This is a genomic window from Endobacterium panacihumi (genome assembly GCF_050847465.1).
Taxonomy (GTDB): domain Bacteria; phylum Pseudomonadota; class Alphaproteobacteria; order Rhizobiales; family Rhizobiaceae; genus Neorhizobium; species Neorhizobium panacihumi.
Genome location: NZ_JBOZRA010000008.1, coordinates 144,237 through 170,556 on the forward strand (window position 1 = coordinate 144,237; position 26,320 = coordinate 170,556).

At 59.4% G+C, this 26,320-nt stretch carries 27 protein-coding genes, 3 tRNA genes and 1 pseudogene; 28 read left to right on the forward strand and 3 right to left on the reverse strand.

Features of this window, described 5'->3' with window-relative positions; translation table 11 throughout:
- Positions 1 to 7 precede the first annotated feature (7 nt).
- Together ACRQ1B_RS25600 and ACRQ1B_RS25605 are read left to right on the forward strand one after the other, a co-directional pair.
- Complete coding sequence (locus ACRQ1B_RS25600) at positions 8 to 610, forward strand: inorganic diphosphatase (protein WP_432296946.1); 603 nt, start codon at positions 8 to 10, stop codon at positions 608 to 610.
- A gap of 146 nt (positions 611 to 756) precedes the next feature.
- A complete protein-coding gene (locus ACRQ1B_RS25605; protein WP_432296947.1) occupies positions 757 to 2,946 on the forward strand; it encodes an esterase-like activity of phytase family protein in 2,190 nt (729 codons plus the stop codon).
- A gap of 71 nt (positions 2,947 to 3,017) precedes the next feature.
- Here ACRQ1B_RS25605 and ACRQ1B_RS25610 read toward each other — a convergent pair whose 3' ends face one another.
- The gene (locus tag ACRQ1B_RS25610) at positions 3,018 to 3,728 is read right to left on the reverse strand and encodes a hypothetical protein (protein WP_432296948.1); all 711 of its coding nucleotides are present in this window, start codon (positions 3,726 to 3,728) and stop codon (positions 3,018 to 3,020) included.
- A 93-nt stretch (positions 3,729 to 3,821) separates the two neighbouring features.
- Positions 3,822 to 3,897, reverse strand: a tRNA-Val gene (locus tag ACRQ1B_RS25615).
- Between the two features lie 284 nt (positions 3,898 to 4,181).
- Here ACRQ1B_RS25615 and ACRQ1B_RS25620 point away from each other — a divergent pair.
- Positions 4,182 to 4,258 (forward strand) — tRNA-Asp (locus ACRQ1B_RS25620).
- Between the two features lie 63 nt (positions 4,259 to 4,321).
- Positions 4,322 to 4,398 (forward strand) — tRNA-Asp (locus ACRQ1B_RS25625).
- Positions 4,399 to 4,457: 59 nt separating this feature from the next.
- Here the strand turns inward: ACRQ1B_RS25625 and ACRQ1B_RS25630 are convergent.
- A complete protein-coding gene (locus tag ACRQ1B_RS25630) occupies positions 4,458 to 4,895 on the reverse strand; it encodes a hypothetical protein (RefSeq protein ID WP_432296949.1) in 438 nt (145 codons plus the stop codon).
- A 214-nt stretch (positions 4,896 to 5,109) separates the two neighbouring features.
- Here ACRQ1B_RS25630 and ACRQ1B_RS25635 point away from each other — a divergent pair, with 214 nt between their 5' ends.
- The 24 genes and pseudogenes from ACRQ1B_RS25635 to ACRQ1B_RS25750 all read left to right on the forward strand — a co-directional run bounded on the left by ACRQ1B_RS25635 (position 5,110) and on the right by ACRQ1B_RS25750 (position 25,977).
- Complete coding sequence (locus tag ACRQ1B_RS25635) at positions 5,110 to 5,475, forward strand: NADH-quinone oxidoreductase subunit A (RefSeq protein ID WP_153356548.1); 366 nt, start codon at positions 5,110 to 5,112, stop codon at positions 5,473 to 5,475.
- The gene (locus ACRQ1B_RS25640; RefSeq protein ID WP_432296950.1) at positions 5,445 to 6,044 is read left to right on the forward strand and encodes a NuoB/complex I 20 kDa subunit family protein; all 600 of its coding nucleotides are present in this window, start codon (positions 5,445 to 5,447) and stop codon (positions 6,042 to 6,044) included. Before ACRQ1B_RS25635 ends, ACRQ1B_RS25640 begins: the two co-directional genes overlap by 31 nt.
- Before the next feature lie 11 nt (positions 6,045 to 6,055).
- Positions 6,056 to 6,658: an NADH-quinone oxidoreductase subunit C gene (locus ACRQ1B_RS25645; RefSeq protein WP_432296951.1), complete on the forward strand. Its 603-nt coding sequence runs from the start codon at positions 6,056 to 6,058 to the stop codon at positions 6,656 to 6,658.
- Between the two features lie 53 nt (positions 6,659 to 6,711).
- Entirely contained in the window at positions 6,712 to 7,071 is a 360-nt protein-coding gene (locus ACRQ1B_RS25650) for a four helix bundle protein (protein WP_432297053.1), read from the forward strand.
- A gap of 67 nt (positions 7,072 to 7,138) precedes the next feature.
- Positions 7,139 to 8,329, forward strand: coding sequence for an NADH-quinone oxidoreductase subunit D (locus ACRQ1B_RS25655; RefSeq protein WP_432296952.1), 1,191 nt, complete (start codon positions 7,139 to 7,141; stop codon positions 8,327 to 8,329).
- A 52-nt stretch (positions 8,330 to 8,381) separates the two neighbouring features.
- Positions 8,382 to 9,281, forward strand: a pseudogene (gene nuoE / locus ACRQ1B_RS25660) (NADH-quinone oxidoreductase subunit NuoE); the annotation flags it as partial.
- A 97-nt stretch (positions 9,282 to 9,378) separates the two neighbouring features.
- Positions 9,379 to 9,612, forward strand: coding sequence for a hypothetical protein (locus ACRQ1B_RS25665; RefSeq protein ID WP_432296953.1), 234 nt, complete (start codon positions 9,379 to 9,381; stop codon positions 9,610 to 9,612).
- Between the two features lie 3 nt (positions 9,613 to 9,615).
- Positions 9,616 to 10,920, forward strand: a complete 1,305-nt coding sequence (nuoF, locus tag ACRQ1B_RS25670; protein WP_432296954.1) for an NADH-quinone oxidoreductase subunit NuoF — start codon at positions 9,616 to 9,618, stop codon at positions 10,918 to 10,920.
- A 3-nt stretch (positions 10,921 to 10,923) separates the two neighbouring features.
- Positions 10,924 to 11,532 carry a helix-hairpin-helix domain-containing protein gene (locus ACRQ1B_RS25675; protein WP_432296955.1) on the forward strand — a complete coding sequence of 203 codons (609 nt, stop codon included), beginning with the start codon at positions 10,924 to 10,926 and terminating at the stop codon, positions 11,530 to 11,532.
- 2 nt (positions 11,533 to 11,534) lie between these two features.
- Positions 11,535 to 13,616 (forward strand): NADH-quinone oxidoreductase subunit NuoG, encoded by a 2,082-nt coding sequence (gene nuoG, locus ACRQ1B_RS25680; protein ID WP_432296956.1) that lies wholly within the window; start codon positions 11,535 to 11,537, stop codon positions 13,614 to 13,616.
- Between the two features lie 10 nt (positions 13,617 to 13,626).
- The gene (gene nuoH, locus ACRQ1B_RS25685; RefSeq protein ID WP_432296957.1) at positions 13,627 to 14,673 is read left to right on the forward strand and encodes an NADH-quinone oxidoreductase subunit NuoH; all 1,047 of its coding nucleotides are present in this window, start codon (positions 13,627 to 13,629) and stop codon (positions 14,671 to 14,673) included.
- A 40-nt stretch (positions 14,674 to 14,713) separates the two neighbouring features.
- Complete coding sequence (gene nuoI / locus ACRQ1B_RS25690) at positions 14,714 to 15,208, forward strand: NADH-quinone oxidoreductase subunit NuoI (RefSeq protein WP_112728445.1); 495 nt, start codon at positions 14,714 to 14,716, stop codon at positions 15,206 to 15,208.
- Between the two features lie 157 nt (positions 15,209 to 15,365).
- A complete protein-coding gene (locus ACRQ1B_RS25695; RefSeq protein WP_432296958.1) occupies positions 15,366 to 15,980 on the forward strand; it encodes an NADH-quinone oxidoreductase subunit J in 615 nt (204 codons plus the stop codon).
- 23 nt (positions 15,981 to 16,003) lie between these two features.
- Positions 16,004 to 16,312 carry an NADH-quinone oxidoreductase subunit NuoK gene (gene nuoK, locus ACRQ1B_RS25700; RefSeq protein ID WP_432296959.1) on the forward strand — a complete coding sequence of 103 codons (309 nt, stop codon included), beginning with the start codon at positions 16,004 to 16,006 and terminating at the stop codon, positions 16,310 to 16,312.
- Positions 16,313 to 16,319: 7 nt separating this feature from the next.
- Positions 16,320 to 18,317: an NADH-quinone oxidoreductase subunit L gene (gene nuoL, locus ACRQ1B_RS25705; RefSeq protein ID WP_432296960.1), complete on the forward strand. Its 1,998-nt coding sequence runs from the start codon at positions 16,320 to 16,322 to the stop codon at positions 18,315 to 18,317.
- On the forward strand, positions 18,317 to 19,831 hold the full coding sequence (locus ACRQ1B_RS25710; RefSeq protein WP_432296961.1) for an NADH-quinone oxidoreductase subunit M: 1,515 nt from the start codon (positions 18,317 to 18,319) through the stop codon (positions 19,829 to 19,831). The genes nuoL and ACRQ1B_RS25710 overlap by 1 nt, the downstream gene beginning before the upstream one ends.
- A gap of 16 nt (positions 19,832 to 19,847) precedes the next feature.
- Complete coding sequence (gene nuoN, locus ACRQ1B_RS25715; RefSeq protein WP_432296962.1) at positions 19,848 to 21,290, forward strand: NADH-quinone oxidoreductase subunit NuoN; 1,443 nt, start codon at positions 19,848 to 19,850, stop codon at positions 21,288 to 21,290.
- A gap of 1 nt (position 21,291) precedes the next feature.
- The gene (locus ACRQ1B_RS25720; protein WP_432296963.1) at positions 21,292 to 22,050 is read left to right on the forward strand and encodes a biotin--[acetyl-CoA-carboxylase] ligase; all 759 of its coding nucleotides are present in this window, start codon (positions 21,292 to 21,294) and stop codon (positions 22,048 to 22,050) included.
- Between the two features lie 17 nt (positions 22,051 to 22,067).
- Positions 22,068 to 23,735 (forward strand): ribonuclease J, encoded by a 1,668-nt coding sequence (locus ACRQ1B_RS25725; RefSeq protein WP_432297054.1) that lies wholly within the window; start codon positions 22,068 to 22,070, stop codon positions 23,733 to 23,735.
- Between the two features lie 125 nt (positions 23,736 to 23,860).
- The gene (locus tag ACRQ1B_RS25730; RefSeq protein WP_432296964.1) at positions 23,861 to 23,989 is read left to right on the forward strand and encodes a hypothetical protein; all 129 of its coding nucleotides are present in this window, start codon (positions 23,861 to 23,863) and stop codon (positions 23,987 to 23,989) included.
- Positions 23,990 to 24,209: 220 nt separating this feature from the next.
- The gene (gene mce, locus ACRQ1B_RS25735) at positions 24,210 to 24,611 is read left to right on the forward strand and encodes a methylmalonyl-CoA epimerase (RefSeq protein ID WP_432296965.1); all 402 of its coding nucleotides are present in this window, start codon (positions 24,210 to 24,212) and stop codon (positions 24,609 to 24,611) included.
- Between the two features lie 123 nt (positions 24,612 to 24,734).
- On the forward strand, positions 24,735 to 25,004 hold the full coding sequence (locus ACRQ1B_RS25740; protein WP_432296966.1) for a DUF1467 family protein: 270 nt from the start codon (positions 24,735 to 24,737) through the stop codon (positions 25,002 to 25,004).
- Complete coding sequence (locus ACRQ1B_RS25745; RefSeq protein WP_432296967.1) at positions 25,001 to 25,417, forward strand: hypothetical protein; 417 nt, start codon at positions 25,001 to 25,003, stop codon at positions 25,415 to 25,417. The genes ACRQ1B_RS25740 and ACRQ1B_RS25745 overlap by 4 nt, the downstream gene beginning before the upstream one ends.
- On the forward strand, positions 25,414 to 25,977 hold the full coding sequence (locus tag ACRQ1B_RS25750) for a GNAT family N-acetyltransferase (protein ID WP_432296968.1): 564 nt from the start codon (positions 25,414 to 25,416) through the stop codon (positions 25,975 to 25,977). Before ACRQ1B_RS25745 ends, ACRQ1B_RS25750 begins: the two co-directional genes overlap by 4 nt.
- Positions 25,978 to 26,320: the final 343 nt, after the last annotated feature.

The window sequence follows — 26,320 nt, forward strand, 5'->3', positions numbered from 1 at the left end:
GAACTCCATGAAAACGCTTCTGACTGCCGCCGCCGCCCTGTTCGTTACCGCCGGCGTCGCCGCTGCCGAATACGTCTCCTATCTCGATTTTCCGCAGAAGACGGATGACGGCAAGGAATTCAACGTTGCCATCGAGATCCCGCAGGGCAGCTTCACCAAATATGAAATCGACGCCAAGACCGGCCACGTCATCGTTGATCGCTACCAGTCGATGCCGGTCGTTTATCCGGGCAATTACGGCTCGATCACCAGCTCACTCGGTGGCGACAACGATCCGCTCGACGCGATCGTCTACACCCGCGAGCCGATCGTTCCGGGCGCCATCATCAAGGTTCGCCCGATCGGCGTTCTGAAGATGATCGATGGCGGCGAAGTCGATGACAAAATCGTTGCCGTACCGACCAGCAAGATCGATCCTACTTACGACGACATCAAGGAAATCACCGACCTGCCGAAGATCGAGCAGGAACGTCTTGAGGCGTTTTTCCGCGTCTACAAGCAGCTTCCTGCCGGCCGCAAGGCAGTCGAGCTGAACGGTTTCGACAACGCGGCTCATGCCGAAGGTGAAGTTTCGGAAGCCATCAAGGCCTATAACGCCAAGAAGAAGTGATCCCGGTCACTCATTCTTGCTGAAAATGCGAAAGGTCGGGTTTTCCCGGCCTTTTCTTTTGTTCCTGCCGTGCGCGCGATCACCCGTCATTCTGCTGTCATCGGTCCATCGCAAAAAACCACTCTGGTTTAACGGAGGGGTTATCCATGACATTCTCGACACGCAGCGCAATCCTGGCTGTTCTTCTGGCCTCGGTCGCCGTGCCGGCCAGCGCCGAGCAGGTTTTCAACCGCATCGCATCGTTCCCTGTCGCCCAGAACCTGCCCAAGGGCGAGGACAAGGCGACCTCGTCGGAAATCATCACTGCGACCGCCGATGGCAATACGCTGATCTATTCCGATGCGCCCGGCAGCACGATCGGTTTTATCGACATCACTGACGCAAAAGCCCCGAAAGCCGGTGGCTCGATTGCCATCGACGGCGAGCCGAACTCGGTTGCCGCAGCCGGCCCGAAGGTTCTCATCACCATCGACAACACCGAAGACCTGACCAAGCCTGCGGGCAAGCTCGGTGTCATCGATATCGCTTCGAAGAAGCTGGAAAATACCTGCGATCTCGGCGGCCAACCCGATTCGGTCGTGGTTGCGCCGGATGGCTCCTTTGCCGCCATCGCCATCGAAAACCAGCGTGACGAGGAACTGAACGACGGCGCCCTGCCGCAGCTTCCGGCCGGCGAACTGCTGATCGTCTCGCTCAAGAACGGCGTTCCGGCCTGCGACAGCATCAAGCGCGTCGACGTCACCGGCCTTGCCACCGTCGCCCCGGAAGATCCGGAGCCGGAATTCGTCAACATCAACGCCAATGGCGAAATCGCCCTGACGCTGCAGGAAAACAACCACGTCATCATCATCGACTCGAAAACCGCCAAGGTGACCAGCCATTTCACGGCTGGTACGGTCGATCTCGAAAACGTCGATGCCAAGACTGATGGTTCGCTCAATTTCACCGGAAAACTCACCGCCGTTCCGCGCGAGCCGGATGCCGTCAAATGGCTCGGCACCGATCGCCTCGTCATCGCCAATGAAGGCGATTACAAGGGCGGTTCGCGCGGCTTCACCATATTCGATCGTTCCGGCAAGGTGCTTTACGATGCCGGCATGACGCTCGAGCATGAAATCGCCCGTCACGGCCATTTCCCGGAAAAGCGCGCCAAGAACAAGGGCATCGAGCCGGAAGGCATGGAAGCCGCCATCTTCAATGGCCAGCAGTATTTCTTCGTGCTCTCCGAGCGCGGCTCGATGGTTGCCGTCTACAAGGACACCGGTGGCGAACCTGAACTCGTGCAGCTCCTGCCGTCGGGCATTTCGCCGGAAGGCGCCGTTGCCATTCCGGGTCGCAACCTGCTTGCCACCGCCAACGAAGCCGATCTCGGCGAAGATGGCGGCGCCCGCTCGCATGTGATGCTCTATGAGCTTGCAGAAGGCGAAAAGGCCTATCCGACGCTCGTCTCCAAGGATCTGGATGGCAAGGTCATCGGCTGGGGCGCTCTCTCCGGTCTCGTTGGTGACGCGGAAAAGGAAGGCACGTTCTACGCCGTTTCCGATTCGGTCTACGCCATGCAGCCGTCGATCTTCACCATCGACGCCACCAAGAAGCCGGCCGAGATCACCAACGTGCTGCGCATCACCCGCAACGGCCAGCCGGCCCAGAAGCTCGACATCGAGGGCATCGCTCTCGACGGCAAGGGCGGTTTCTGGCTCGCGTCGGAAGGCGATAGTTCCAAGCTGGTCGGCCACGGCATCTACAACGTCAACGCCAAGGGTGAGATCAAGACGGAAATCGGCCTTCCTTCCGAACTGCTGGCCGGTGAAACGCGATTCGGCCTCGAAGGCATCACCACCACCGGCAAGGGCGACGACCTGACCCTGTGGATGGCCGTGCAGCGCGAATGGAAGGATGACCCGAAGGGTCAGACGAAACTTCTGTCCTACAAGCCGAAATCGAAGGAATGGGCAGCCGCCCGTTATCCGCTCGAAAAGGCGGACAAGGGCTGGGTCGGTCTCTCCGAAATCACCGCCAGCGGCGACTATCTCTACATCGTGGAGCGCGACAACCTGATCGGCGACGCCGCCAAGCTGAAGAAGCTTTACCGCGTCTCGCTCAAGGACCTGAAGCCCGCCAAGCTCGGCGGCGAACTGCCGGTCGTCACCAAGGAAGAGGTTCACGACTTCCTGCCCGACCTGAAGAACGCCACCAACGGCTATGTCGTCGACAAGCTGGAAGGTTTTGCCTTCGACAAGTCCGGCAAGGCTTTCATGGTCACGGACAATGATGGTGTGGATGATTCCTCGGGCGAGACGCTGTTCCTGCCGGTGGAGATCAAGGTGACCAACTAACAGTCTTCACGCGAGTGGAGGGGAGGGCCGGGCGCGTTTTTCGCGCCCGGCCTTTTTTTGTTTTGGCAATACTAATGCGCAGGCAACCAGATCCGCAGCGGTGCAAGTCTCTCCAGACCAGTATTGGCGCAGGTGAGGTCGGAGGAGGACCACAGAACGACCGGAACCTCTGGAAAGATCGTCGCTACCGCATCCAGTGCGCCGTCAGGCAGGTCTTCTCCACCGTGGGGCGTGAACCAGTTGGAAAGGCCAACGGACGCCTCGGAGTAAAAGGAGACGAACCCGGATACGCCATCGGCATTCATCTGTTTTTGCCGCCAGAATTTGATTCGCTTGTCGTCGAGCAGGCTGGCCGGAAAGATTCGGCGTGTATCGGTGCCGCCCCAATGTGTTTCCCAGCACCGTAGGTCGTCCTCGGAGGCTATTGGCTCCCAGCCTTTCACATCGGAGAGCTGTCTTTTGAATGGCAAGCCGCCATACCAACTGCCGCTTATGGCTTGCCTGAAACCGCTTTCATCCAACTGCAGATCTGCAAAGCTGTCCTTTATCCCAAACTGCAACGAGGGATTACGAGCGCGGATCTGTTCGATGGCATCCAGCACTGCTGACTGGGGGCCTGGTCTGCGGGTGATGATGTTGGGATAGAACGGTGGCGAGGGATTAAGGTTTACCCAGACATTCGCCGACATGCGTTGATCCGATCGATGCGCATCACAAACGGCGCTGCACCACGCAACATTATCATCGACGGCCAACTGTAATGTGGATCGTTTATCGCCCATGGCTCACCTTTTGGTGGCAATCAGAGCACGACACAATGTTTTTGATCAAGCCAATAGCTTGTTAACATCTAGCAATTTCAACGGTAAAGAAAATGGTGGGCGATGAGAGACTCGAACTCCCGACATCCTCGGTGTAAACGAGGCGCTCTACCAACTGAGCTAATCGCCCTTCGCGTCAACCGGATCATGTCCGCCGCGTCGGTGGCCGTGAGATATGCGGAACCGGGGAAATCCGCAAGAGCCTTTTTCCATTTTTTTGAAAAATTTGCGACAGATATGGGGAAATCCCTGTCCGGCCGGGGCCGGGCTGGGGAAAGTTCATTTCGTCATTCTTTTGTCGTCAAAACTTGTTGACACCCGTCCGCGAACCTCTTAGTGAGCGCTCATCCGAACGGTTGAGGCCGCCGGAGGAAGGGAAGCTTCTCCAAAAGAATGCTTCGTTTCGAGATAAGTGCGGGTGTAGCTCAGTTGGTTAGAGTGCCGGCCTGTCACGCCGGAGGTCGCGGGTTCGAGCCCCGTCACTCGCGCCACTATCTCTTCTCAGTCTACCTTCTGCCTCATGCAGAAGTTGCCGCAAGGCGAAGAAAATATGCGCGGGTGTAGCTCAGTTGGTTAGAGTGCCGGCCTGTCACGCCGGAGGTCGCGGGTTCGAGCCCCGTCACTCGCGCCATTTTCTTCTCAAGTCCTTGTTGGTCTTGCCATCGCATGGTGATGGCGTTTTCCAGCTTTTCAAAATTTGATTGATCGCTTTCGTTCTGCTCGCCTCCGTCGTGCAGATTTGGTTCCCTGTGTGATTCTCCGTCTTTCAGTTGTTTCGTGCCGGTAGAGTGCGCTGCGGTATTGGCGCATTCGCAATTGCGTGATCGCTGCAGGGGAGGGTGTCGCGTTTTGCTGCGGTATTCGGGTATGGTTTGCACAAAATTTGGGCTGATGGAAGCCGGATTTCGGCTGCGTCGGAGCCTTAACTCGTTGATTGCATTCGTTATGTCGCCACTGACTCTGAGGTTGATTTTTCGGGGCGTTTTGCTGCGCGCTATCGTCGCATGAAAATTTTTTTAGTGAATTCAAAGATTTGCTGTTCATCACCTGACAAAGCGCAAAAATGCCCGAAAAGCTTGAGTTTTTTGCTCCTGTTAATAAATTCGCTGCATTGTCATTGATGGTCATGAAGGGGTTTTCCCGGCGCTTCATGGCTTTCCAGCACATGCTGCGACGTTTCGTCGTCTTTCGCATCATTTTGGAGTGGGGGTTGGGGGTCAAACCTCTTGCGCCGGGGCCTATCCTGCGATAGTCAGCCCTTGTTGCAATGCACGTTCGCTTGGCCAGTGCATAAGTGTTAGGCGTTTGCCCTTCGCTTGCGGTCAGGCAGGGATGGAATACAATGACTGAACTCCTCAGTTCCTATCTCCCGATCGCGATCTTCATCGGCATTTCCATGGTGATCGGTCTGGCGCTGCTGATCGCGCCCTTCGCCGTGGCCTACAAGGCGCCCGATCCGGAAAAGCTCTCCGCATTCGAATGCGGTTTCAATGCCTTCGATGACGCCCGCATGAAGTTCGACATCCGGTTCTACCTGGTCTCGATCCTCTTCATCATCTTCGATCTCGAAGTCGCCTTCCTGTTCCCCTGGGCCGTGTCCTTCGGTGAAATGGGCTGGTTCGGCTTCTGGTCCATGATGGTGTTCCTTGGTGTGCTCACCATCGGCTTTATCTACGAATGGAAGAAGGGAGCTCTGGAATGGGAATGACCGGCAACACGCTCGTCGCGCAGCAGCCGAAGGGCATTCTCGATCCGGCGACCGGCAAACCTGTCGGCGCCACCGATCCGTTTTTCACCGATGTCGACAACGAGCTGGCCGACAAGGGGTTTCTCGTCACCTCGACGGACGAGCTGATCACCTGGGCGCGCACCGGCTCGCTGATGTGGATGCAGTTCGGTCTGGCCTGTTGCGCCGTTGAAGGCCTGATGCAGGCTTCCGGCCCGCGTTACGACATGGAGCGCTTTGGTGTCGCCCCGCGCGCATCGCCGCGCCAGTCGGACGTGATGATCGTTGCCGGCACGCTGACTAACAAGATGGCACCTGCGCTCCGCAAGGTCTATGACCAGATGCCGGAGCCGCGTTACGTCATCTCCATGGGCTCCTGCGCCAATGGTGGCGGCTATTACCATTATTCCTATTCGGTGGTGCGCGGCTGTGACCGTGTCGTGCCGGTAGACATTTACGTGCCGGGCTGTCCCCCCACAGCAGAAGCACTGCTTTACGGCGTGCTCCTGCTGCAGAAGAAGATCCGCCGCACCGGCACGATCGAGCGCTAAAGGGGAAGGCCATGAGCGAAGTTCTCGAACAACTCTCCACCTATATCCGCGAAGCCACCGGCAACCTCGTGTCGGCTGCGGAGATCGCCTATGGCGAACTCAACCTGACGACCGACCGCGACAGCATCGTCGAGCTTATGACTTTCCTGCGTGACGATCCGCAGGGCGGTTTTGTCAGCTTCATCGATGTGTCCGGTGTGGACTGGCCGCAGCGCCCCGAGCGTTTCGATGTCGTCTACCATCTGCTGTCGCCCAAGCGGAACCTTCGCCTGCGTGTAAAGCTGTCGGTCGCCGAAGATGTTTCCGTTCCCTCGGTCACCGGCGTCTACAAGGGGGCCGACTGGTTCGAGCGCGAGATCTGGGATCTCTACGGCGTGCCGTTCTCCGGCCACCCGGACATGCGCCGCCTCGTCACCGATTACGGTTTCCAGGGCCATCCGCTGCGCAAGGACTTTCCGGTCACAGGTTTCGTCGAGGTTCGTTACGACGACCAGCTCAAGCGCGTCGTTTACGAGCCTGTCGAGCTTCGCCAGGAATTCCGCAATTTTGACTTCACATCACCATGGGAAGGTACGGATTACGTGCTGCCCGGTGACGAGAAGGCACAGCAGTAAGACGCGTGAATAGGGAATAGTGAGTAGCGAATAGTAGGGAGGGACGTCAGACGATAAATTCCTATCAGGAGCTCAAGGTTTGGCAGAGGGCAATCGATCTTGCTGTCGATTGCTACAGGCAAACTCAGAGCTTTCCGAAGCAGGAAGTTTACGGTCTTACGTCTCAGATCCGCAGGGCGGCCACTTCGATCGCCGCCAATATAGCTGAAGGATACGGTCGTGAAGTTACCGGCAGTTTCATTCAGTTTCTGCGTATCTCCCAAGGCTCGCTGAAAGAGTTGGAAACGCACATGCTTATCGCTCATCGCATAGGTTTGCTTGATGAGGATGAGTTCAGGAAGACGACCGAAAGATGCGAGGAGATCGGCAAGATGATCCGCGCTCTGATCCGGTCTCTCCAGGAGAGACAATGAGACCGTACAAAACTACTCACTACTCACTATTCGCTATTCGCCTAGGCAACAGCGCGGAGCGCGCACCATGACTGAACATAACGTCCGCAATTTCACGATCAACTTTGGCCCGGAGCACCCTTCCGCGCACGGCGTTCTGCGTCTTGTGCTGGAACTCGATGGCGAAATCGTGGAACGCGTCGATCCGCATATCGGCCTGCTGCATCGCGGCACCGAAAAGCTGATGGAAACCAAGACCTATCTGCAGGCGCTGCCTTATCTGGACCGTCTCGACTATGTCGCGCCGATGAACCAGGAGCACGCCTACTGTCTGGCAATCGAAAAGCTGCTCGGCATCACGGTTCCGATCCGCGGCCAGCTGATCCGCGTTCTCTATTCGGAAATCGGCCGTATCCTGTCGCACATCATGAACGTCACGACCCAGGCCATGGACGTTGGTGCCATGACACCGCCGGTCTGGGGTTTCGAAGAGCGCGAAAAGCTGATGATCTTTTACGAGCGCGCCTGTGGCGCCCGTATGCACGCAGCCTATTTCCGCCCCGGTGGCGTCCATCAGGACCTGCCGCAGCAGCTGGTGGAAGATATCGGCGCGTGGTGCGATCCGTTCATCAAGGTTCTCGACGATATCGAAGGCCTGCTCACCGGCAACCGTATCTTCAAGCAGCGTAACGTCGATATCGGCGTGATTTCGCTGGAAGACGCATGGAACTGGAGCATGTCGGGCGTCATGATCCGCGGCTCCGGCGCTGCCTGGGACCTGCGCAAATCGCAGCCTTACGAATGTTACGCCGAGCTCGACTTCGACATCCCGATCGGCAAGAACGGCGACTGTTTCGACCGTTACCTCGTCCGCATGGCCGAAATGCGCGAGTCGGTGAAGATCATGAAGCAGTGCGTTGCCCGCCTGCTTGGTGATGCCAAGACCGGCCCGATCTCGGCAACGGACGGCAAGGTGGTTCCGCCCAAGCGCGGCGAGATGAAGCGTTCGATGGAAGCGCTCATCCACCACTTCAAGCTCTATACCGAAGGTTTCCACGTGCCGGCCGGCGAAGTGTATGCGGCCGTCGAAGCGCCGAAGGGCGAGTTCGGCGTCTATCTCGTCGCCGATGGTTCCAACAAGCCATACCGCTGCAAGCTGCGCGCTCCCGGTTTCGCGCATCTGCAGGCCATGGATTACATGTCGACAGGTCACCAGTTGGCCGACGTCACGGCAATCCTCGGTTCGCTCGATATCGTGTTCGGGGAGGTGGATCGCTGATGCGCTCGCTCCCGATCATGATTGCAATGTATTGAATAGGACGTGATGTAAAATGTCTGTTCGTCGACTAGCCGAAGACCAGTTCCAGCCTGCCTCATTCGCCTTCAACGCGGAAAACACCGTGTTCGAAGCCGCGACCATCGCCAAGTATCCCGAGGGACGTCAGCAGTCTGCGGTCATCCCGCTGTTGATGCGTGCGCAGGAACAGGACGGCTGGGTCACCAAGGCGACGATCGAATATGTCGCCCAGAAGCTTTCCATGCCGTATATCCGGGTGCTGGAAGTGGCGACCTTCTACACCCAGTTCCAGCTGAAGCCGGTCGGCACCCGCGCCCATATCCAAGTTTGCGGCACCACGCCTTGCATGCTGCGCGGCTCGGATGAACTGATCAAGGTCTGTCAGCACAAGATCCATCACGATCCCTTCCACCTCAATGCCGAGGGCACGCTGTCCTGGGAAGAGGTCGAATGTCAGGGCGCCTGCGTCAACGCTCCCATGGTGATCATCTTCAAGGATGCCTATGAGGACCTGACGCCCGAGCGCCTCGAACAGATCATCGACGAATTCGAAGCCGGCAAGGGCGCAGATGTGCCCGTCGGCCCGCAGAACGGTCGCCACCTGTCGGCGCCTGAAGGCGGCGCGCTGACGCTCACCACCGATATCAAGCCGGTTCGCACCAATCTCGATCCGAAGCCGGCTCCGGCTGCCGAAGGCGCGTCCGTGCCGCCGGCGGATGCAGGTCATCCCAAGGATACCGCGCCGGAAACCGACAAGTCGCTGAAGACCCCGGTCACTGCACCGAAGGCTGCTGCGAAGAACGCCAAGGCTACCGAAAAGACAGACGCGCCGACCGCAACCAAGCCGGCTGCCAAGCGCGGCAGCAAGGCCGAGGGTGCTCCGGCTGCCGAGGGCGCCGTTGCTGGTGAAGACAAGCCGAAGCGTACCCGCAAAGCCAAGCCTGAAGGGGAGGCATGATGGTTGATATGCTCGCCTCTCTGCCGGGAACCCGTTACACTGTTCGCAACGTCGAGCGGTGAAGGGGAGAGCCATGGCTGAGGTTACCAACGAACTGATCTACGAAATCTTGAAATCGATGCAGGGAGATCTGTCCAACATCGAGAACAAGCTTGTGGACGTTGATAACCGCCTGAACTCCCTCACGACACAGATGAACGCCGTTCATTTGGACGTTTCGAATATCTATCAAACTCTCGGACGGCTGGACGCGCGTGTGACACGCATCGAAAAGCGCCTCGACATTATCGAAGAACCGGCGGTGTAAGCCATGTTGAACGATCAGGATCGCATCTTTACGAACATCTACGGCCTCAAGGACAAGTCCTTGAAGGGCGCGATGAGCCGTGGCCATTGGGATGGTACCAAGCAGATCATCGAGAACGGCCGTGACTGGATCATCAACGAGATGAAGGCATCCGGTCTTCGTGGTCGTGGTGGCGCCGGCTTCCCCACCGGCCTGAAATGGTCCTTCATGCCGAAGGAATCGGATGGCCGTCCGCATTACCTCGTCGTCAATGCCGACGAATCCGAGCCCGGTACCTGCAAGGACCGCGAAATCATGCGCAACGATCCGCATACGCTGATCGAAGGCTGCGTGATCGCCGGTTTCGCCATGGGCGCGCACACCGCATACATCTACGTTCGCGGCGAATACATGCGCGAGCGCGAAGCCCTGCAGGCAGCGATCGACGAGTGCTACGATGCCGGCCTTCTCGGCAAGAACAACAAGAACGGCTGGGATTACGACATCTACGTCCACCACGGCGCGGGTGCCTATATCTGCGGCGAAGAAACCGCTCTGCTCGAAAGCCTTGAAGGCAAGAAGGGCCAGCCGCGCCTGAAGCCGCCGTTTCCGGCCAATATGGGCCTTTATGGTTGCCCGACCACGGTCAACAACGTCGAGTCCATCGCCGTTGCCCCGACCATCCTGCGTCGCGGCGCCACCTGGTTCTCGTCGATCGGCCGTCCGAACAATGTCGGCACCAAGCTGTTCATGATCTCCGGTCACGTCAACAAGCCGTGCACCGTCGAAGAAGCCATGGGTATCCCGTTCCGCGAACTGATCGAAACCCATGCCGGCGGCATTCGCGGCGGCTGGGATAACCTGCTCGCCGTCATTCCCGGCGGCGCATCCTGCCCGGTCATCAAGGGCGAGGACATGGGCGACGCGATCATGGACTTTGACGGCATGCGCGACAAGAAGTCGTCCTTCGGCACGGCTGCGATCATCGTCATGGACAAGTCCACCGATATTATTCGCGCGATCGCCCGTCTCTCCGCTTTCTTCAAGCATGAAAGCTGCGGCCAGTGCACGCCGTGCCGCGAAGGCACCGGCTGGATGTGGCGCGTCATGGAGCGCATGGTGAAGGGCAATGCCCAGAAGCGCGAAATCGACATGCTGCTGCAGGTTACCAAGCAGATCGAAGGTCACACCATCTGCGCGCTCGGCGACGCGGCTGCATGGCCGGTCCAGGGCCTGATCCGCAATTTCCGCCCGGAAATCGAAAAGCGCATCGACGAATACACCTACCGCTCGACGTCTGAAGGCGCCGTGCTGGAAGCTGCGGAGTAAGTCATGACGTCGCCGGAGGAGAAACAGGCAGGGCAGGGGGCATCGACGGCAAAGCCGGCGTTCGGCTCTGCATGGCCCGGTTTCGACCCGGCGTCTCTGACGCTCAACCCGATGATGGCCAATCCGGCGGCTGCCATGGCGGCAATGACGCAGATCGGCATCGAATTGCAGACGCAGTTCGCGACCGCGATGTTCGGCATGATGCAGAACGCCATGGACGCCAGCCAGCGTCTGCACCGCACGCTCGAGGATATGGCGCAGGAACCGGCCGCCGCGAAACCCGCTCAGGATGACGCACCGGCAGCCTCCGCACCGAAGGCCAAAACCGCCAAGGCTGCACCGGCCGAGGCACAAGACGATTTGAAACGGATCTCGGGTCTCGGGCCCAAGATCGAGACGAAGCTGAACGGTCTGGGCATCAAAACCCTTTCCGAGATCGCCGGATGGAGCACCGAGCAGGCTGCCCGTGTCGATGCGGAACTTGGCCTTGATGGCCGCGTGACGCGCGACGACTGGGTGGGCCAAGCGAACGCGCTGACCTCCGGCGCACAGGAATTGCCACCGGTTAAGGCTGCGGCCCGCAAGACCGGCGGACGGAAAAACAGGACGTAACGATGACGAAGCTCAAGGTTGACGGCAAGGAAATCGAGGTTCCGGACCACTTCACGCTGCTGCAGGCATGCGAGGAGGCGGGTGCCGAAGTGCCGCGTTTCTGTTTCCACGAACGTCTGTCTGTGGCCGGCAACTGCCGCATGTGTCTGGTCGAGGTAAAGGGTGGCCCGCCGAAGCCGGCAGCCTCCTGCGCCATGGGCGTGCGCGATATCCGCGGCGGCCCGAACGGCGAGCTTCCGGAAGTCTTCACCAACACGCCGATGGTCAAGAAGGCCCGCGAAGGCGTGATGGAATTCCTGCTGATCAACCACCCGCTGGATTGCCCGATCTGCGACCAGGGCGGTGAGTGCGACCTGCAGGACCAGGCCATGGCCTTTGGTATCGACTCATCGCGCTACACCGAAAACAAGCGCGCCGTCGAAGACAAATATATCGGCCCGCTCGTCAAGACCGTGATGAACCGCTGCATTCACTGCACGCGCTGCGTCCGCTTCACCACCGAAGTCGGCGGCATTTCCGAGCTTGGCCTGATCGGCCGTGGCGAAGACGCCGAAATCACCACCTATCTCGAGCAGGCGATGACCTCGGAGCTGCAGGGCAACGTCGTTGATCTCTGCCCGGTCGGCGCGCTTACCTCCAAGCCGTTCGCCTTCACCGCCCGCCCGTGGGAACTGAACAAGACCGAATCCATCGACGTGATGGATGCCGTCGGTTCGGCCATCCGCGTCGATACGCGTGGCCGCGAAGTCATGCGCATCATGCCGCGTGTCAACGAAGCCGTGAACGAAGAGTGGATCTCGGACAAGACCCGCTTCATCTGGGATGGCCTCAAGACCCAGCGTCTCGACCGTCCTTACGTGCGCCGCGACGGCCGCCTGCAGGCTGCCTCCTGGGGCGAAGCCTTTGCCGCCATCAAGGGCGCGGTTTCGGCCACTTCGGGCAACAAGATCGGCGCCATCGCCGGTGACCTCGCATCCGTCGAGGAAATGTACGCGCTGAAGTCGCTGATTTCTTCGCTCGGTTCGGAAAACATCGATTGTCGTCTGGATGGTTCGGCCTTCGATCCGTCGCTCGGCCGCGCAAGCTACATCTTTAACCCGACGATCGAAGGCATTGAAAAGGCTGACGCTTTGTTGATCGTGGGTTCCAACCCGCGTTATGAAGCCGCCGTTCTCAACGCCCGCATCCGCAAGCGTTTCCGTCGCGGCAATTTCCCGATCGGCCTGATCGGTGAAGCCGGTGAGATGCGTTGGGATTACGAATATCTCGGCGCCGGTCCGGACACGCTGACCGATCTCGTCGAAAACGGCAATGCCTTCATCGACAAGCTGACCGCCGCCAAGAACCCGATGATCATTGTTGGTCCGGGCGCTGTTGCCCGCGCTGATGGTGCAGCCATCCTCGCGCTGGCCGCCCGTCTGGCCGCAACGGTTGGTGCCGTCACGGAAGACTGGAACGGTTTTGGCGTTCTCCACACAGCAGCCTCGCGCGTCGGCGGCCTCGACCTCGGTTTCGTACCGGGCAAGAACGGCGTCAATGCAGCCGAGATGCTGAAGTCGATGGACGTGCTCTTCCTGCTCGGCGCTGACGAGTTCAGCGCTGCCGAGAAGGGCGCAAAATTCACCGTCTATATCGGCAGCCACGGCGATGCCGGCGCACATGCCGCCGACGTCATCCTGCCGGCCGCAGCCTATACCGAAAAGTCGGGCACCTGGGTCAACCTCGAAGGCCGCGTCCAGATGGGCAACCGCGCCGGCTTCGCACCGGGTGAAGCCCGCGAAGACTGGGCGATCCTGCGCGCACTGTCCGACGTTCTCGGCCACAAGCTGCCGTTCGACAGCCTGTCTGCGCTGCGTGCGAAACTCTACGCCGAATTCCCGCATTTCGCCGAACTCGACGAAGTCGCAGCCGGCACCGGCGATCAGGTGGCCAAGCTCTCGCAGGCTGGTGGCCGCGCCGACAAGGCGGCCTTCGTGTCGTCGGTCAAGGATTTCTATTTGACGAACCCAATCGCCCGCGCTTCCGCCGTCATGGCAGAATGTTCGGCATTGGCCCGCAACAACTTCCAGGTTGCAGCGGAGTAAGGGCAGAACAATGGATAGCTTCTTCTCGACCTATGTCTGGCCGGCCCTCATCATGGTGGGGCATTCCCTGCTGACGCTGGTCTGCCTTCTGGTCTTCATCGCCTTCATCCTGCTGGCCGACCGTAAGGTCTGGGCAAACGTGCAGCTGCGCCGCGGCCCCAACGTCGTTGGTCCCTTCGGCCTGTTCCAGTCGTTTGCCGACTTGCTCAAGTTCATCCTGAAGGAGCCGATCATTCCGGCCGGCGCCAACAAGGTGGTCTTCCTGCTGGCTCCGCTGGTCTCGGTGGTTCTGGCGCTCGCCACCTGGGCGGTCATCCCGCTCAACGATGGCTGGGCGGTTGCCAACATCAACGTCGGCATTCTCTACATTTTCGCGATCTCCTCGCTCGAAGTCTACGGCGTCATCATGGCCGGCTGGGCGTCGAACTCGAAATATCCGTTCCTCGGCGCGCTGCGCTCGGCGGCGCAGATGGTGTCCTACGAAGTCTCGATCGGCATCGTCATCGTTACCGTTCTGCTCTGCGTCGGTTCGCTGAACCTGCAGGACATCGTCTACGCGCAGAAGACCGGCCTCGGCACGATGATCGGCCTGCCGAACTCGTTCCTCGACTGGCACTGGCTGTCGCTGTTCCCGATGTTCGTGGTGTTCTTCATCTCAGGCCTGGCTGAAACCAACCGTCCGCCCTTCGACCTTCCGGAAGCGGAATCCGAACTCGTCGCCGGTTACATGGTCGAGTATTCGTCGGCCCCGTACATGATGCTGATGCTCAGCGAATATGCTGCCATCATGCTGATCTGCGCGCTGACCACGATCCTCTTCCTCGGAGGCTGGTTGCCGCCGTTCGACTTCTGGCTGATCAACTGGGTACCGGGCATCGTCTGGTTCCTGATCAAGGTCTGCTTTGTCTTCTTCGGCTTTGCCATGGCCAAGGCCATCGTGCCGCGCTACCGCTACGACCAGCTGATGCGTCTCGGCTGGAAGGTCTTCCTTCCGCTCTCGCTCGGCATGCTGGTGATTGTTGCATTCGTACTGAAGCTGACGGGATGGGCTGGCTGATGATGGCTCACCTCGCGCTCGGTTCTATTGGAGAATAAAGATGGCAGGCCTCTCTCAAGCCGTCGGTTCGCTGTTCCTGAAGGAATTCGTCGCCGCTTTCGCGCTGACGTTCAAATATCTGTGGTTCCGCCAGAAGGCGACGATCAACTACCCGTTCGAAAAGGGCCCAGTTAGCCCGCGCTTCCGTGGCGAACATGCGCTGCGCCGTTATCCCAACGGTGAAGAACGCTGCATCGCCTGCAAGCTGTGCGAGGCCATCTGTCCAGCTCAGGCGATCACCATCGAAGCCGGTCCGCGCCGCAACGATGGCACCCGCCGCACGGTGCGTTACGACATCGACATGGTGAAGTGCATCTATTGCGGTTTCTGCCAGGAAGCATGCCCGGTCGATGCCATCGTCGAAGGCCCGAACTTCGAGTTCTCGACCGAGACGCGCGAAGAGCTGTATTTCGACAAGGCCAAGCTGCTCGCCAATGGCGATCGCTGGGAACGTGAAATCGCCCGCAACCTTCAGCTGGATGCGCCTTATCGCTGATAGGGCCTCGGCTTCGAGGGTATGAGTTGAAATGTCCCGCGGCTGGAAGGCGGCGGGAATGTAGATGACAAATGTCTGGACGGCATCGGCCGCCAGGTCCGACGGGGAAGGGCCTTTCGTTGAAAGGTCTTGCCGGGGAAGACGAGAAAGCACCAACATGGCTCTACACGCTATATTCTTTTATCTCTTCGCCTTCGTCGCTGTGGCGTCGGCGGTCATGGTCGTGTCGGCCAGAAACCCGGTTCACTCGGTGCTGTTCCTGATCCTCGTCTTCTTCAACTCGGCGGGTCTCTTCCTGCTGACGGGAGCCGAGTTCCTGGCGATGCTGCTTCTGGTCGTTTATATCGGCGCGGTCGCGGTTCTCTTCCTCTTCGTGGTCATGATGCTCGACATCGACTTCGCCGAGTTCCGCCAGGGCGTGCTGCAATATGCGCCGATCGGCGCGTTGGTCGGCCTCGTGGTCGCCGCCGAACTGATCCTCGTGGTCGGTGGTTCGACACTGTCGCCGCAGGCCGCCAAGTCGGTCGCCATGCCGATGCCTGCCATCGCCGAACGCCAGAACACGGCAGCACTCGGCGACGTGCTCTACACCCATTACGTCTATTTCTTCGAAGTGGCCGGCCTCGTGCTCCTCGTCGCCATGATCGGCGCGATCGTGCTGACGTTGCGCCATCGCCAGAACATCAAGCGGCAGAATATCGCCCGCCAGGTTGCTCGCACGCCGGAAACCGGTGTCGAGATCGTCAAGGTCAAGTCGGGCCAGGGCCTCTGAGAGCGGGACAAGGACAAGAAATTATGGAAATCGGACTTTCCCATTACCTGACGGTCAGCGCCATCCTCTTCACGATCGGCGTGTTCGGCATCTTCCTGAACCGAAAGAACGTCATCATCATCCTGATGTCGGTCGAACTGATCCTGCTCGCGGTCAACATCAACATGGTGGCGTTCTCGTCGTTTCTCAACGACATCGCCGGCCAGGTGTTCGCACTGTTCATCCTGACGGTTGCTGCGGCGGAAGCGGCGATCGGTCTTGCAATTCTCGTGGTCTTCTACCGCAACCGCGGCTCCATCGCGGTCGAAGACGTCAATATGATGAAGGGCTGATCGGGTCATGATCTACAAGGCAATCGTCTTTCTTCCCCTGATCGGCTTCCTGATCGCCGGCCTTTTTGGCCGCCAGATCGGTGCCAAGGCATCGGAATACGTCACCACCGGTCTGATGATCGTCGCGGCAGTCCTGTCGTGGATCGTCTTCTTCGATATCGCGCTCGGTCATTCCGAGGGCGAGGTTGTCAAGGCCGTCGTCATGCGCTGGATCCAGTCCGGCGGCATCGATGTCGAATGGACCTTCCGTATCGATACGCTGAGCGCGATCATGTTCGTCGTGGTCAACACCGTGTCGACGCTCGTGCATCTCTATTCGATCGGCTACATGCATCACGACGAGCACCGTCCGCGTTTCTTCGCGTACCTGTCGCTCTTCACCTTCGCTATGCTGATGCTGATTACCGCCGACAACCTGCTGCAGATGTTCTTCGGCTGGGAAGGCGTGGGTCTGGCGTCCTATCTGCTGATCGGCTTCTGGTTCAAGAAGCCGTCCGCATCGGCTGCCGCCATGAAGGCCTTCATCGTCAACCGCGTCGGTGACTTCGGTTTCATCCTCGGCATCGGCGGTGTCTTCGTGCTGTTCGGTTCGATCAATTTCGAAACCATCTTTGCCGCTGCCGCCACCTATATGCCGCATGAAGGTGCAGCCGACGCCAATGCGATCGTCGCCAACTTCTTCGGCATGGAGCTGACCAAGAGCACGGCCATCACCGTCACCTGCCTTCTGCTCTTCATGGGCGCGATGGGTAAGTCGGCGCAGTTCCTGCTGCACACCTGGCTGCCGGACGCGATGGAAGGCCCGACCCCGGTTTCGGCCCTCATTCACGCCGCAACCATGGTCACCGCCGGCGTCTTCCTCGTCGCCCGCATGTCGCCGATCTTCGAACTGTCGCCGGATGCGCTGCTGGTCGTCACCATCATCGGTGCGATCACCGCCTTCTTCGCGGCTACCGTCGGCCTCGTGCAGAACGACATCAAGCGCGTCATCGCCTATTCGACCTGCTCGCAGCTCGGTTACATGTTCGTGGCGCTCGGCGTCGGCGCTTATGGCGCGGCCGTCTTCCACCTGTTCACGCACGCCTTCTTCAAGGCCCTCCTGTTCCTTTGCGCCGGCTCGGTCATCCACGCCGTCGATGGCGAGCAGGACATGCGCCACATGGGCGGTCTGCGTCCGCATATCAAAGTCACCTTCGCGATGATGCTGATCGGCACGCTCGCCATTACCGGCGTCGGCATTCCGTTCACGCCGGTCGGCTTTGCCGGCTTCTTCTCCAAGGACTTCATCATCGAAGCGACCTATGCATCGCATTCGCCGGCTTCCGGCTTTGCCTTCACGCTTCTGGTGATCGCCGCCATGTTCACGAGCTTCTATTCGTGGCGCCTGATCTTCCTTACCTTCTTCGGCAAGCCGCGTGCGAGCCACGAGGTGATGCACCACGTCCATGAAAGCCCGCAGGTCATGCTGGTACCGCTTTACATCCTCGCTATCGGCGCGGTTGTTGCCGGTGTCGTCTTCAAGGAATTCTTCTACGGCCACGAATATGACGTGTTCTGGAAGGGCGCCCTGTTCACCTCGGAGCACAACGAACTGCTGCACGAATTCCACCACGTGCCGGCTCTCGTTGCTCTGGCGCCGTTCCTGGCCATGATCATCGGTTTCGTCACCGCCTGGTATTTCTACATCAAGTCGCCGGAAACCCCGAAGCGTCTGGCCGCCTCGCAGCAGGGCCTCTACCAGTTCCTGCTCAACAAGTGGTACTTTGACGAACTCTACGACTTTCTGTTCGTGCGTTCGGCAAAGGCGCTCGGTCGCTTCCTCTGGAAGAAGGGTGACGTCGCCGTCATCGACCATTACGGCCCGAACGGCATCGCCGCCCGTGTTGTCGACGTCACGCGCAATGTCGTGCGTCTGCAGTCCGGTTACCTTTATCATTATGCGTTTGCGATGCTGATCGGCATCGCCGCCCTCGTCACCTGGATGATGCTCGGGAGTTCCTTCTGATGACCGATTGGCCCATTCTTTCAACGGTCACCTTCCTGCCGCTGGTCGGCGTGGTGCTCCTGCTCCTCACGGGACAAGAGGGCGCGAACGGCCGCCGCAATGTCCTGTACATTTCGCTGGCGACCACCGTCTTCACCTTCATTGTCTCGCTTTTCATCTGGATCGGCTTCGACAATTCGAGCGCCAGCTTCCAGATGGTCGAGAAGCATGAGTGGCTCGGCACCGGCATTTCCTACCATCTCGGCGTCGACGGCATTTCCATGCTGTTCGTCATTCTCACCACTTTCCTCATGCCCTTCTGCGTGCTGGCAAGCTGGGAATCGATCGAGAAGCGCGTCAAGGAATACATGATCTCCTTCCTGCTTCTGCAGGTGGCGATGACCGGCGTGTTCGTCTCGCTCGATATCGTGCTCTTCTACGTGTTCTTCGAAGCGACGCTGATCCCGATGTTCATCATCATCGGTGTCTGGGGCGGCAAGGATCGCGTCTACGCATCCTACAAGCTCTTCCTCTACACGCTGCTCGGTTCGGTTCTCATGATGCTCGCCATCATGGCCATGTACTGGAACGCCGGCACGACCGATATCGTCGAACTTCTGAAGCACGGCTTCCCGGCCGGCATGCAGACCTGGCTCTTCCTTGCCTGCTTCGCCGCCTTCGCCGTCAAGATGCCGATGTGGCCGGTTCATACCTGGCTCCCGGATGCGCACGTTCAGGCGCCGACCGCAGGTTCGGTCATCCTGGCCGGCGTCATGCTGAAGCTCGGCGGTTACGGTATGATCCGTATCCTCCTGCAGATGTTCCCGCTGGCGTCTGACTACTTTGCGCCGATGGTGTTCTCGCTGTCCGTCATCGCCATCATCTACACCTCGCTGGTCGCGATGATGCAGGATGACATCAAGAAGCTGATCGCCTACTCGTCGGTTGCCCATATGGGTTACGTGACCATGGGTATCTTCGCCGCCAATACGCAAGGCGTGCAGGGTGCGGTGTTCCAGATGCTGTCGCACGGTATCGTGTCCGGCGCGCTCTTCCTCTGCGTCGGCGTTGTCTATGACCGACTGCACACCCGCGAGATTTCCGCTTACGGTGGTCTCGTCAACAACATGCCAAAGTATGCCGTGGCGATGATGATCTTCACCATGGCAAACGTCGGCCTGCCGGGGACCTCGGGCTTCATCGGCGAATTCCTGACCATCATCGGCGTCTTCCGCGTCAACACCTGGGTGGCACTGTTTGCCGCAACCGGTGTGATCTTCTCGGCTTGTTATGCTCTGTGGCTCTACCGCCGGGTTCTGTTCGGTGCGCTGGAAAAGGAAAACCTCAAGCAGTTGCTGGACCTGTCGACGCGTGAGAAGATTCTTCTCTACCCGCTGATCGCGCTCACCATCTTCTTCGGCTTCTATCCAGCGCCGGTATTCGACGTAACTGCCGCGTCGATCGACGCGCTGGTCAACAATTACTCGGCAGCCCTGCAGGCAGCGCAAAAACTTGCGCTCGCAGTAACGCACTGAGACGGGACGGACTGATATGACCGCTGAACTACTCCTTGCCAGCCTGCAGATCTCGTCGCCGGAAGTGCTTCTGGCGCTCGGTGCGCTGGCGCTCCTGATGATCGGCGTCTTCAGTGGCGACCGCTCGTCGCCGCTGGTAACCGGCCTCACCATTGCCGTCATGATCGTGGCGCTCGTCATGATCATCTTCGTCGCACCGCAGGGGGAAGCCTATAACGGCGCCTTCCTGATGGATGGTTTTGCCCGCTTCATGAAGGCAACCGCGCTGTTCGGCTCGATCGTCGCGCTGCTGATGACCTTTGCCAATGCCAAGTCCGACCAGATCGACAAGCCGGAATTCCCGGTTCTCGTCCTGCTCGCCACGCTCGGCATGATGCTGCTCATCTCCGCCAACGACCTGATCGCGCTTTACCTCGGCCTCGAGCTGATGTCGCTGTCGCTCTACGTCGTCGCCGCCTTCAACCGTGACAGCATCCGCTCCACGGAAGCAGGCCTGAAATATTTCGTTCTCGGTGCGCTCTCCTCGGGCATGCTGCTTTATGGCATGTCGCTGGTCTACGGTTTCACCGGCAACACCGGCTTCGAACAGATCGCACAGGTTCTGAGCCAGGAAACCCGCCAACTCGGCCTCGTCTTCGGTCTGGTCTTCGTTCTTGCCGGTCTGGCATTCAAGATCTCGGCCGTGCCGTTCCACATGTGGACGCCGGACGTCTACGAAGGTGCGCCGACCCCGGTCACCGCCTTCTTCGCCTCCGGTCCCAAGGTTGCCGCCATGGCCATCCTGGTGCGCATCGTGTCGGATGCCTTCATCCCTGTTGTTGCCGACTGGCGTCAGGTCATCGTGTTCATCGCGATTGCCTCCATGCTGCTCGGTTCGTTCGCGGCCATCGGCCAGAAGAACATCAAGCGACTGATGGCCTATTCCTCGATCGGTCACATGGGTTACGCCCTTGTCGGTCTGTCTGCCGGTTCGGAAGCAGGCGTGTCCTCGGTCGCGCTCTACATGTTGATCTACATGGTCATGACGCTCGGCACCTTTGCCTGCATCATGTCGATGCGCCGCGCCGATGGCACTGCCGTCGAAGCCGTGGACGATCTGGCCGGCCTGTCCTCCACGCGTCCGTTCATGGCGCTGGTTCTGACCGCGCTGATGTTCTCGCTTGCCGGTATTCCGCCGCTTGCCGGTTTCTTCGCCAAGTATTTTGTCTTCCTCGCTGCCATCGAAGCCAAGCTTTATGCACTGGCCGTCATCGGCGTTCTCTCCTCGGTCGTCGGCGCCTATTATTACCTGCGCGTCGTCAAGCTGATGTGGTTCGATCAGCCGACCGGCGAGTTCGCCCGTACTTCGGGCGTGCTGAAGCTGGTCTTCGGTTTCTCCGGCCTGTTCGTTACGGCATACGTGCTGTTCGGCGGCCCGGTCGGCACGGCAGCATCTGCGGCAGCAAAGTCATTCTTCTGAGATGACGGAAAACAGACGCCGCTTCCCGCTCGAGGCCTTCCGGCATCAGGCGCTGGATGAAGTCGGCTCCACGAACACAGATGCCCTCGCAGCCGCGAGGGCAGGAGACCAAGGTCTTCTCTGGATCACCGCCCGGCGCCAAAACGCCGGGCGTGGTCGTAGAGGGAGGGCGTGGACCTCCGAGACCGGCAATCTTTACGCCACGCTCCTGTTGATCGACCCCGCGCCGATCGAACGCACCGCCTCGCTTCCGCTGGCCGTTGCCCTTGCCGTACGCAACGCGATTGCCGCCGTCATGCCGCCCGGTACACCGCCGGTCGAGGTCAAATGGCCGAACGATATTCTGATAGAACGCAAAAAAACCTGCGGCATTTTGCTCGAAGCCGAGATGCTTGCGGACGGAAAACGCGCGCTCGTCATCGGTATCGGCATCAATATTCGCCACAAGCCGGACAGTGCCCAATATGCCGTGGCCTCGCTTGAAGACTATGGTGTGACGGCTTCGGCTGACGAGCTTTTTGCGCATCTTTACAAGGAGATGGCACAGGTTCTGGAATCATGGGACGAAGGTCACGGTATTGCCGAAATCACGGCGCAGTGGCGTAGCGTAGCCTGTGGCATCGGTGAGAAGATCACCGTCAATCTGCCGGACCGTTCGATTTCCGGGCGCTTTGCCGGAATTGATGATAAAGGCTTGCTGATGCTGGACACGGGCACGGAACTTATGCCCATAGCTGCCGGCGACGTATTTTTTGCATGATCAAGAATCGAGACAAGATGGCATCCAAGGACGAACTGGTATTTTTGCCGCTGGGCGGCGTAGGCGAGATCGGCATGAACCTCGCGCTCTACGGTTATGGCCCCGAGGCAACCCGCCAGTGGATCATGGTCGATTGCGGCGTGACATTCCCCGGTCCCGACCTGCCGGGTGTCGATCTTGTTCTGCCTGATGTCCGCTTCCTCGCGGACAAGAAGAAAAACCTCAAGGGCATCTTCATCACCCACGCGCATGAAGACCATTACGGCGCGCTCAACGACATCTGGCCCGGTCTCAACGTGCCGGTCTATGCATCGCCCTTCACCGCCGGCATGCTGGAAGCCAAGCGCAATTACGAAGGCACCCGCGCCGAAATTCCGATCACCATTTTCAAGGCCGGCGACCGTATCAAGGTCGGCCCGTTCGAGGTGGAAGCCGTCGGCGTCAATCACTCCATCCCCGAGCCGATGTCGCTGGTGATCCGCACGGATCTCGGCAATGTCATCCACACCGGTGACTGGAAGATCGACCATAATCCGTCGCTCGGTCCGCTCACCGACGAAGCCCGTTTCCGCGCCATCGGCGATGAAGGCGTGCTCGCCGTCATGTGCGACAGTACCAATTCCATGCGCGATGGCGTCTCGCCGTCCGAAGAGGAAGTGTCGCATGGCCTGCAGAAGGTCATCGAGGCCGCTGAAGGCCGCGTTGCCGTCACCACCTTCTCGTCCAATGTCGGCCGCATCCGCTCCATCGCGCTTGCCGCCGAAGCCGCCGGCCGCGAAGTCCTGCTGCTCGGCTCGTCGCTGAAGCGCGTTGTCTCCGTCGCCCGCGATATCGGTATCATGGACGATATCAAGCCTTTCATCGCCGAAGACGAATTCGGCTACATCCCGCGCGACAAGGTCGTGGTCATCCTCACCGGCAGCCAGGGCGAGCCGCGAGCCGCACTGGCAAAACTGTCGCGTGACGAGATGCGCAACGTCGCACTTGCCGCCGGCGATACGGTGGTGTTTTCCTCCCGCACCATTCCCGGCAATGAAAAGCCGATCCTCGAGATCATGAACGGCCTTATCGAGCAGGGCGTCAACATCGTCACCGATACCCAGGCGCTTGTCCACGTTTCCGGCCACCCACGCCGCAACGAACTTTTGAAGATGTACGAGTGGACACGTCCGGAAATCCTCGTACCCGTCCACGGCGAAGCCGCGCACCTGACGGCGCAGCGTGATCTGGCGCTCGGCGCCGGTATCAAGACCGTGCCGCGCGTGCGCAACGGCAACATGCTGCGTCTCGCACCGGGCCCGGCCGAAATCATCGCGGATGTTCCTTTCGGCCGCATCTACAAGGATGGCAAACTGATCGGCGATTTCGAGGAGATGGGTATCGGCGATCGCCGCAAGCTCTCCTATGTCGGTCACGTCTCGGTGAATGTCCTGCTCGACAGCCGCCACGATTTTCTGGCCGACCCGGATATCGTCCTGTTCGGCCTGCCGGACGTCGATGACGAAGGTGAGAGCATGGAAGACACGCTCTACGATTCCGTTCTCGGCGCCATCGAAAGCATCCCGCGCGCCCGCCGCAAGGATCTCGACATGCTGCGTGAATCCGTACGTCGCGCCGTTCGCTCCGCCGCCAACAATGGTTGGGGCAAGAAGCCGATCGTGACGGTGTTCGTCACCCGCCTCTGAGTCCAGGCGGCCACACCCGGCCGCAAATTGACGTTTGTGTGATGCGATGGCGCGGATGTGTGAAAGCTCCGCGCCATTTTCATATGCTAGCTCTGCAATCGGCTGGGACGATTCGGAGACACTTTATGAGACCTGGAAATTTCCTGGGCGCCGCCGTCATCTGCGCGGCGCTGTTGGCGATCGTGTTCGTCGCCTCGGTGACGCAGGACAGCAACGCCGAAATGGCCGCCACCACGGTGACCGTGGTGCGCTGAGGATCTTTGTGGGGCAGGGACCTTGCCCCTCATCAACAAGATCTGCGACGCTTGGCTGAAGCGCGGTCGTGATTTTGTGGCGTCTCCCGTCGGCAAGAGATAGAGATGCTGCGGGCCCGTCTCTTCCGGTATGGGAGGTCGAAGACGAGTTCGACATCACGGCTGGAATGCCGTGTGCTGGCGCTCGCAGATGAGGGGGCGTCTGTGTTGGGAGGATGTCATGCTCGGCCGTATCAATCACATCGCCATCGCGGTTCCCAATCTCACGGCTGCCGCGATGCCCTATAAAAACCTCGGCGCCGGCGTGTCCGATCCGCAGCCCTTGCCGGAACACGGCGTGACGGTCGTATTCGTCACGCTGGAAAACACCAAGGTTGAACTTCTCGAGCCCCTCGGCGAAAACTCGCCCATCGCTGCCTTTCTCTCCAAGAACCCGGCGGGAGGCATGCATCATATCTGCTACGAGGTGCCCGACATTCTCGCAGCCCGCGATCGAGCAGTGGCGCTCGGCCTGCGCGTTCTCGGTGACGGCGTCCCAAAAATCGGCGCGCACGGCAAACCGGTCCTTTTTCTCCACCCGAAGGATTTTTCCGGCACGCTGACCGAGCTGGAGCAGATTTGAATCTGTTTTCAATCACTTGGGGCGAGAGATGGAATCATTTTCGCATCCGCTTCATGCAGTGCTGCAATTGAGCTTGGCTTCGTTATCCCTATAATCGGGCTGGGTTTCGAGGAGGAAAAACGCATGCCCATCCTGTCGACATTCGCGGTCTATTTCGTCATCTGGTGGCTGACCCTGTTCATCGTGCTGCCGATCGGCATGCGCAGTCAGCAGGAAGAAGGCGAAGTGGTTCTGGGCACGGTGGCAAGCGCGCCGGCACGATTTCGCGGCCTGCGTGTCGTTCTCCTCACCAGCCTGATCGCCGCCGTCATGCATGGCGGCTGGATGCTCGCCTCGCATTTTTTCGGCATCAGCGTCAGCTCGCTGCCTGTCATACTGCCGGATTTCGGATGAGGCTCGGTAGCAGGCGTTTCTGGTGGCGTGTGCTGCTTGTTGTTCTTTCGGTTCTGGTCGTGTGTTTTATCGCGGCGGTGATTTTTATCCGCTGGGTGACCACGCAACCGATCTGCACCGGAGAGTTTGGCGCGTCGCCGGATGGCGCCTACAGCGCCGGCGTCATGGAGTGTTCCGACCCACCCTTCTTTCGCGGTGAAACCAAGCATTATTTCGAATTCAGAGTCAGCGGTCCGGGCGTCAATCACGTCCTCACCAGCACGGCGATACCGGGGCCTTATTTCGGATCTCGTTCGTCTCATCAGGTCATCTTTTGGGATAAAGAGCCCGCAGCCGTGCGCTTCGTTTTTCCCTCGGCTGAGCTGCGGTTCGAAACGCGGCCGGATATCGATCGCTTCGAGGCTTTACCGTGAACAAGCAGACGCAGCCTGAAACCATCACTACACAACGCCTCATCCTCCGCAAGTTTCGGCCCGGCGACCTTGAAAGTTACGCCGCCTACCGCACGCGTGAAGATGTCTATCGTTACCTCTATGCCGCACCGTCCACCCGTGCTGTGCTCGAGGAAAAATTCGCAAGGCTGCTAAACGCGCCCTTCGAAAACGATGGCGAAGACTTTCGCCTCGCCGTCACCCGAAAGGAAGATGGGGCGCTGATCGGTGACGTCATGCTGAAACTCGCCAACAAGGCGGCGCTACAGGCCGAGGTCGGATATGTCTTTCACCCCGACTACGGCGGCAAGGGTTATGCGACGGAAGCCGTCTTGGCGATGATCTCCACCGGCTTCGAAACCTTTGGTTTCCATCGCATTTTTGCCCGCCTCGATAGCCGCAACAGGGGCTCGGTCGGTATCGTCGAGCGCCTCGGTCTGCGCCGTGAGGCACATCTGGTCGAAAACGACCGGTTTAACGGTGAGTGGGGCGACGAATATATTTATGCCGTACTGGCAAGGGAATGGAAGACGGCCCGATAGGGGGGTAAGACCTGGCATCTGTCATCTTCCCGTAACCTTTCACAGGCATAAGCCAGTCAGCCGAAAGAACGAAGCCTGATTTAAAGGCAAAAAAAAACAAGGCGTTGAAGCCTTGTTTTTTGAGTTTCGCGTGATCTTTCCGTTGCCGGGGCTGCGAACGAGCGCGCCTAAGATCTAAATCCTCCCAAGACTTTGACCGCGAAATAGGCAAGAATTTAATCTCCTTGCCCGTTTTGTGAGCTGAAGCTAGCTCACATGAGACATCTTGTCACCCCAATTTTTTGCATTTTTGCTACACAGGGGTAAAAAAATCCTGTGAACAAAAATGTCGCACCCCTTGTCC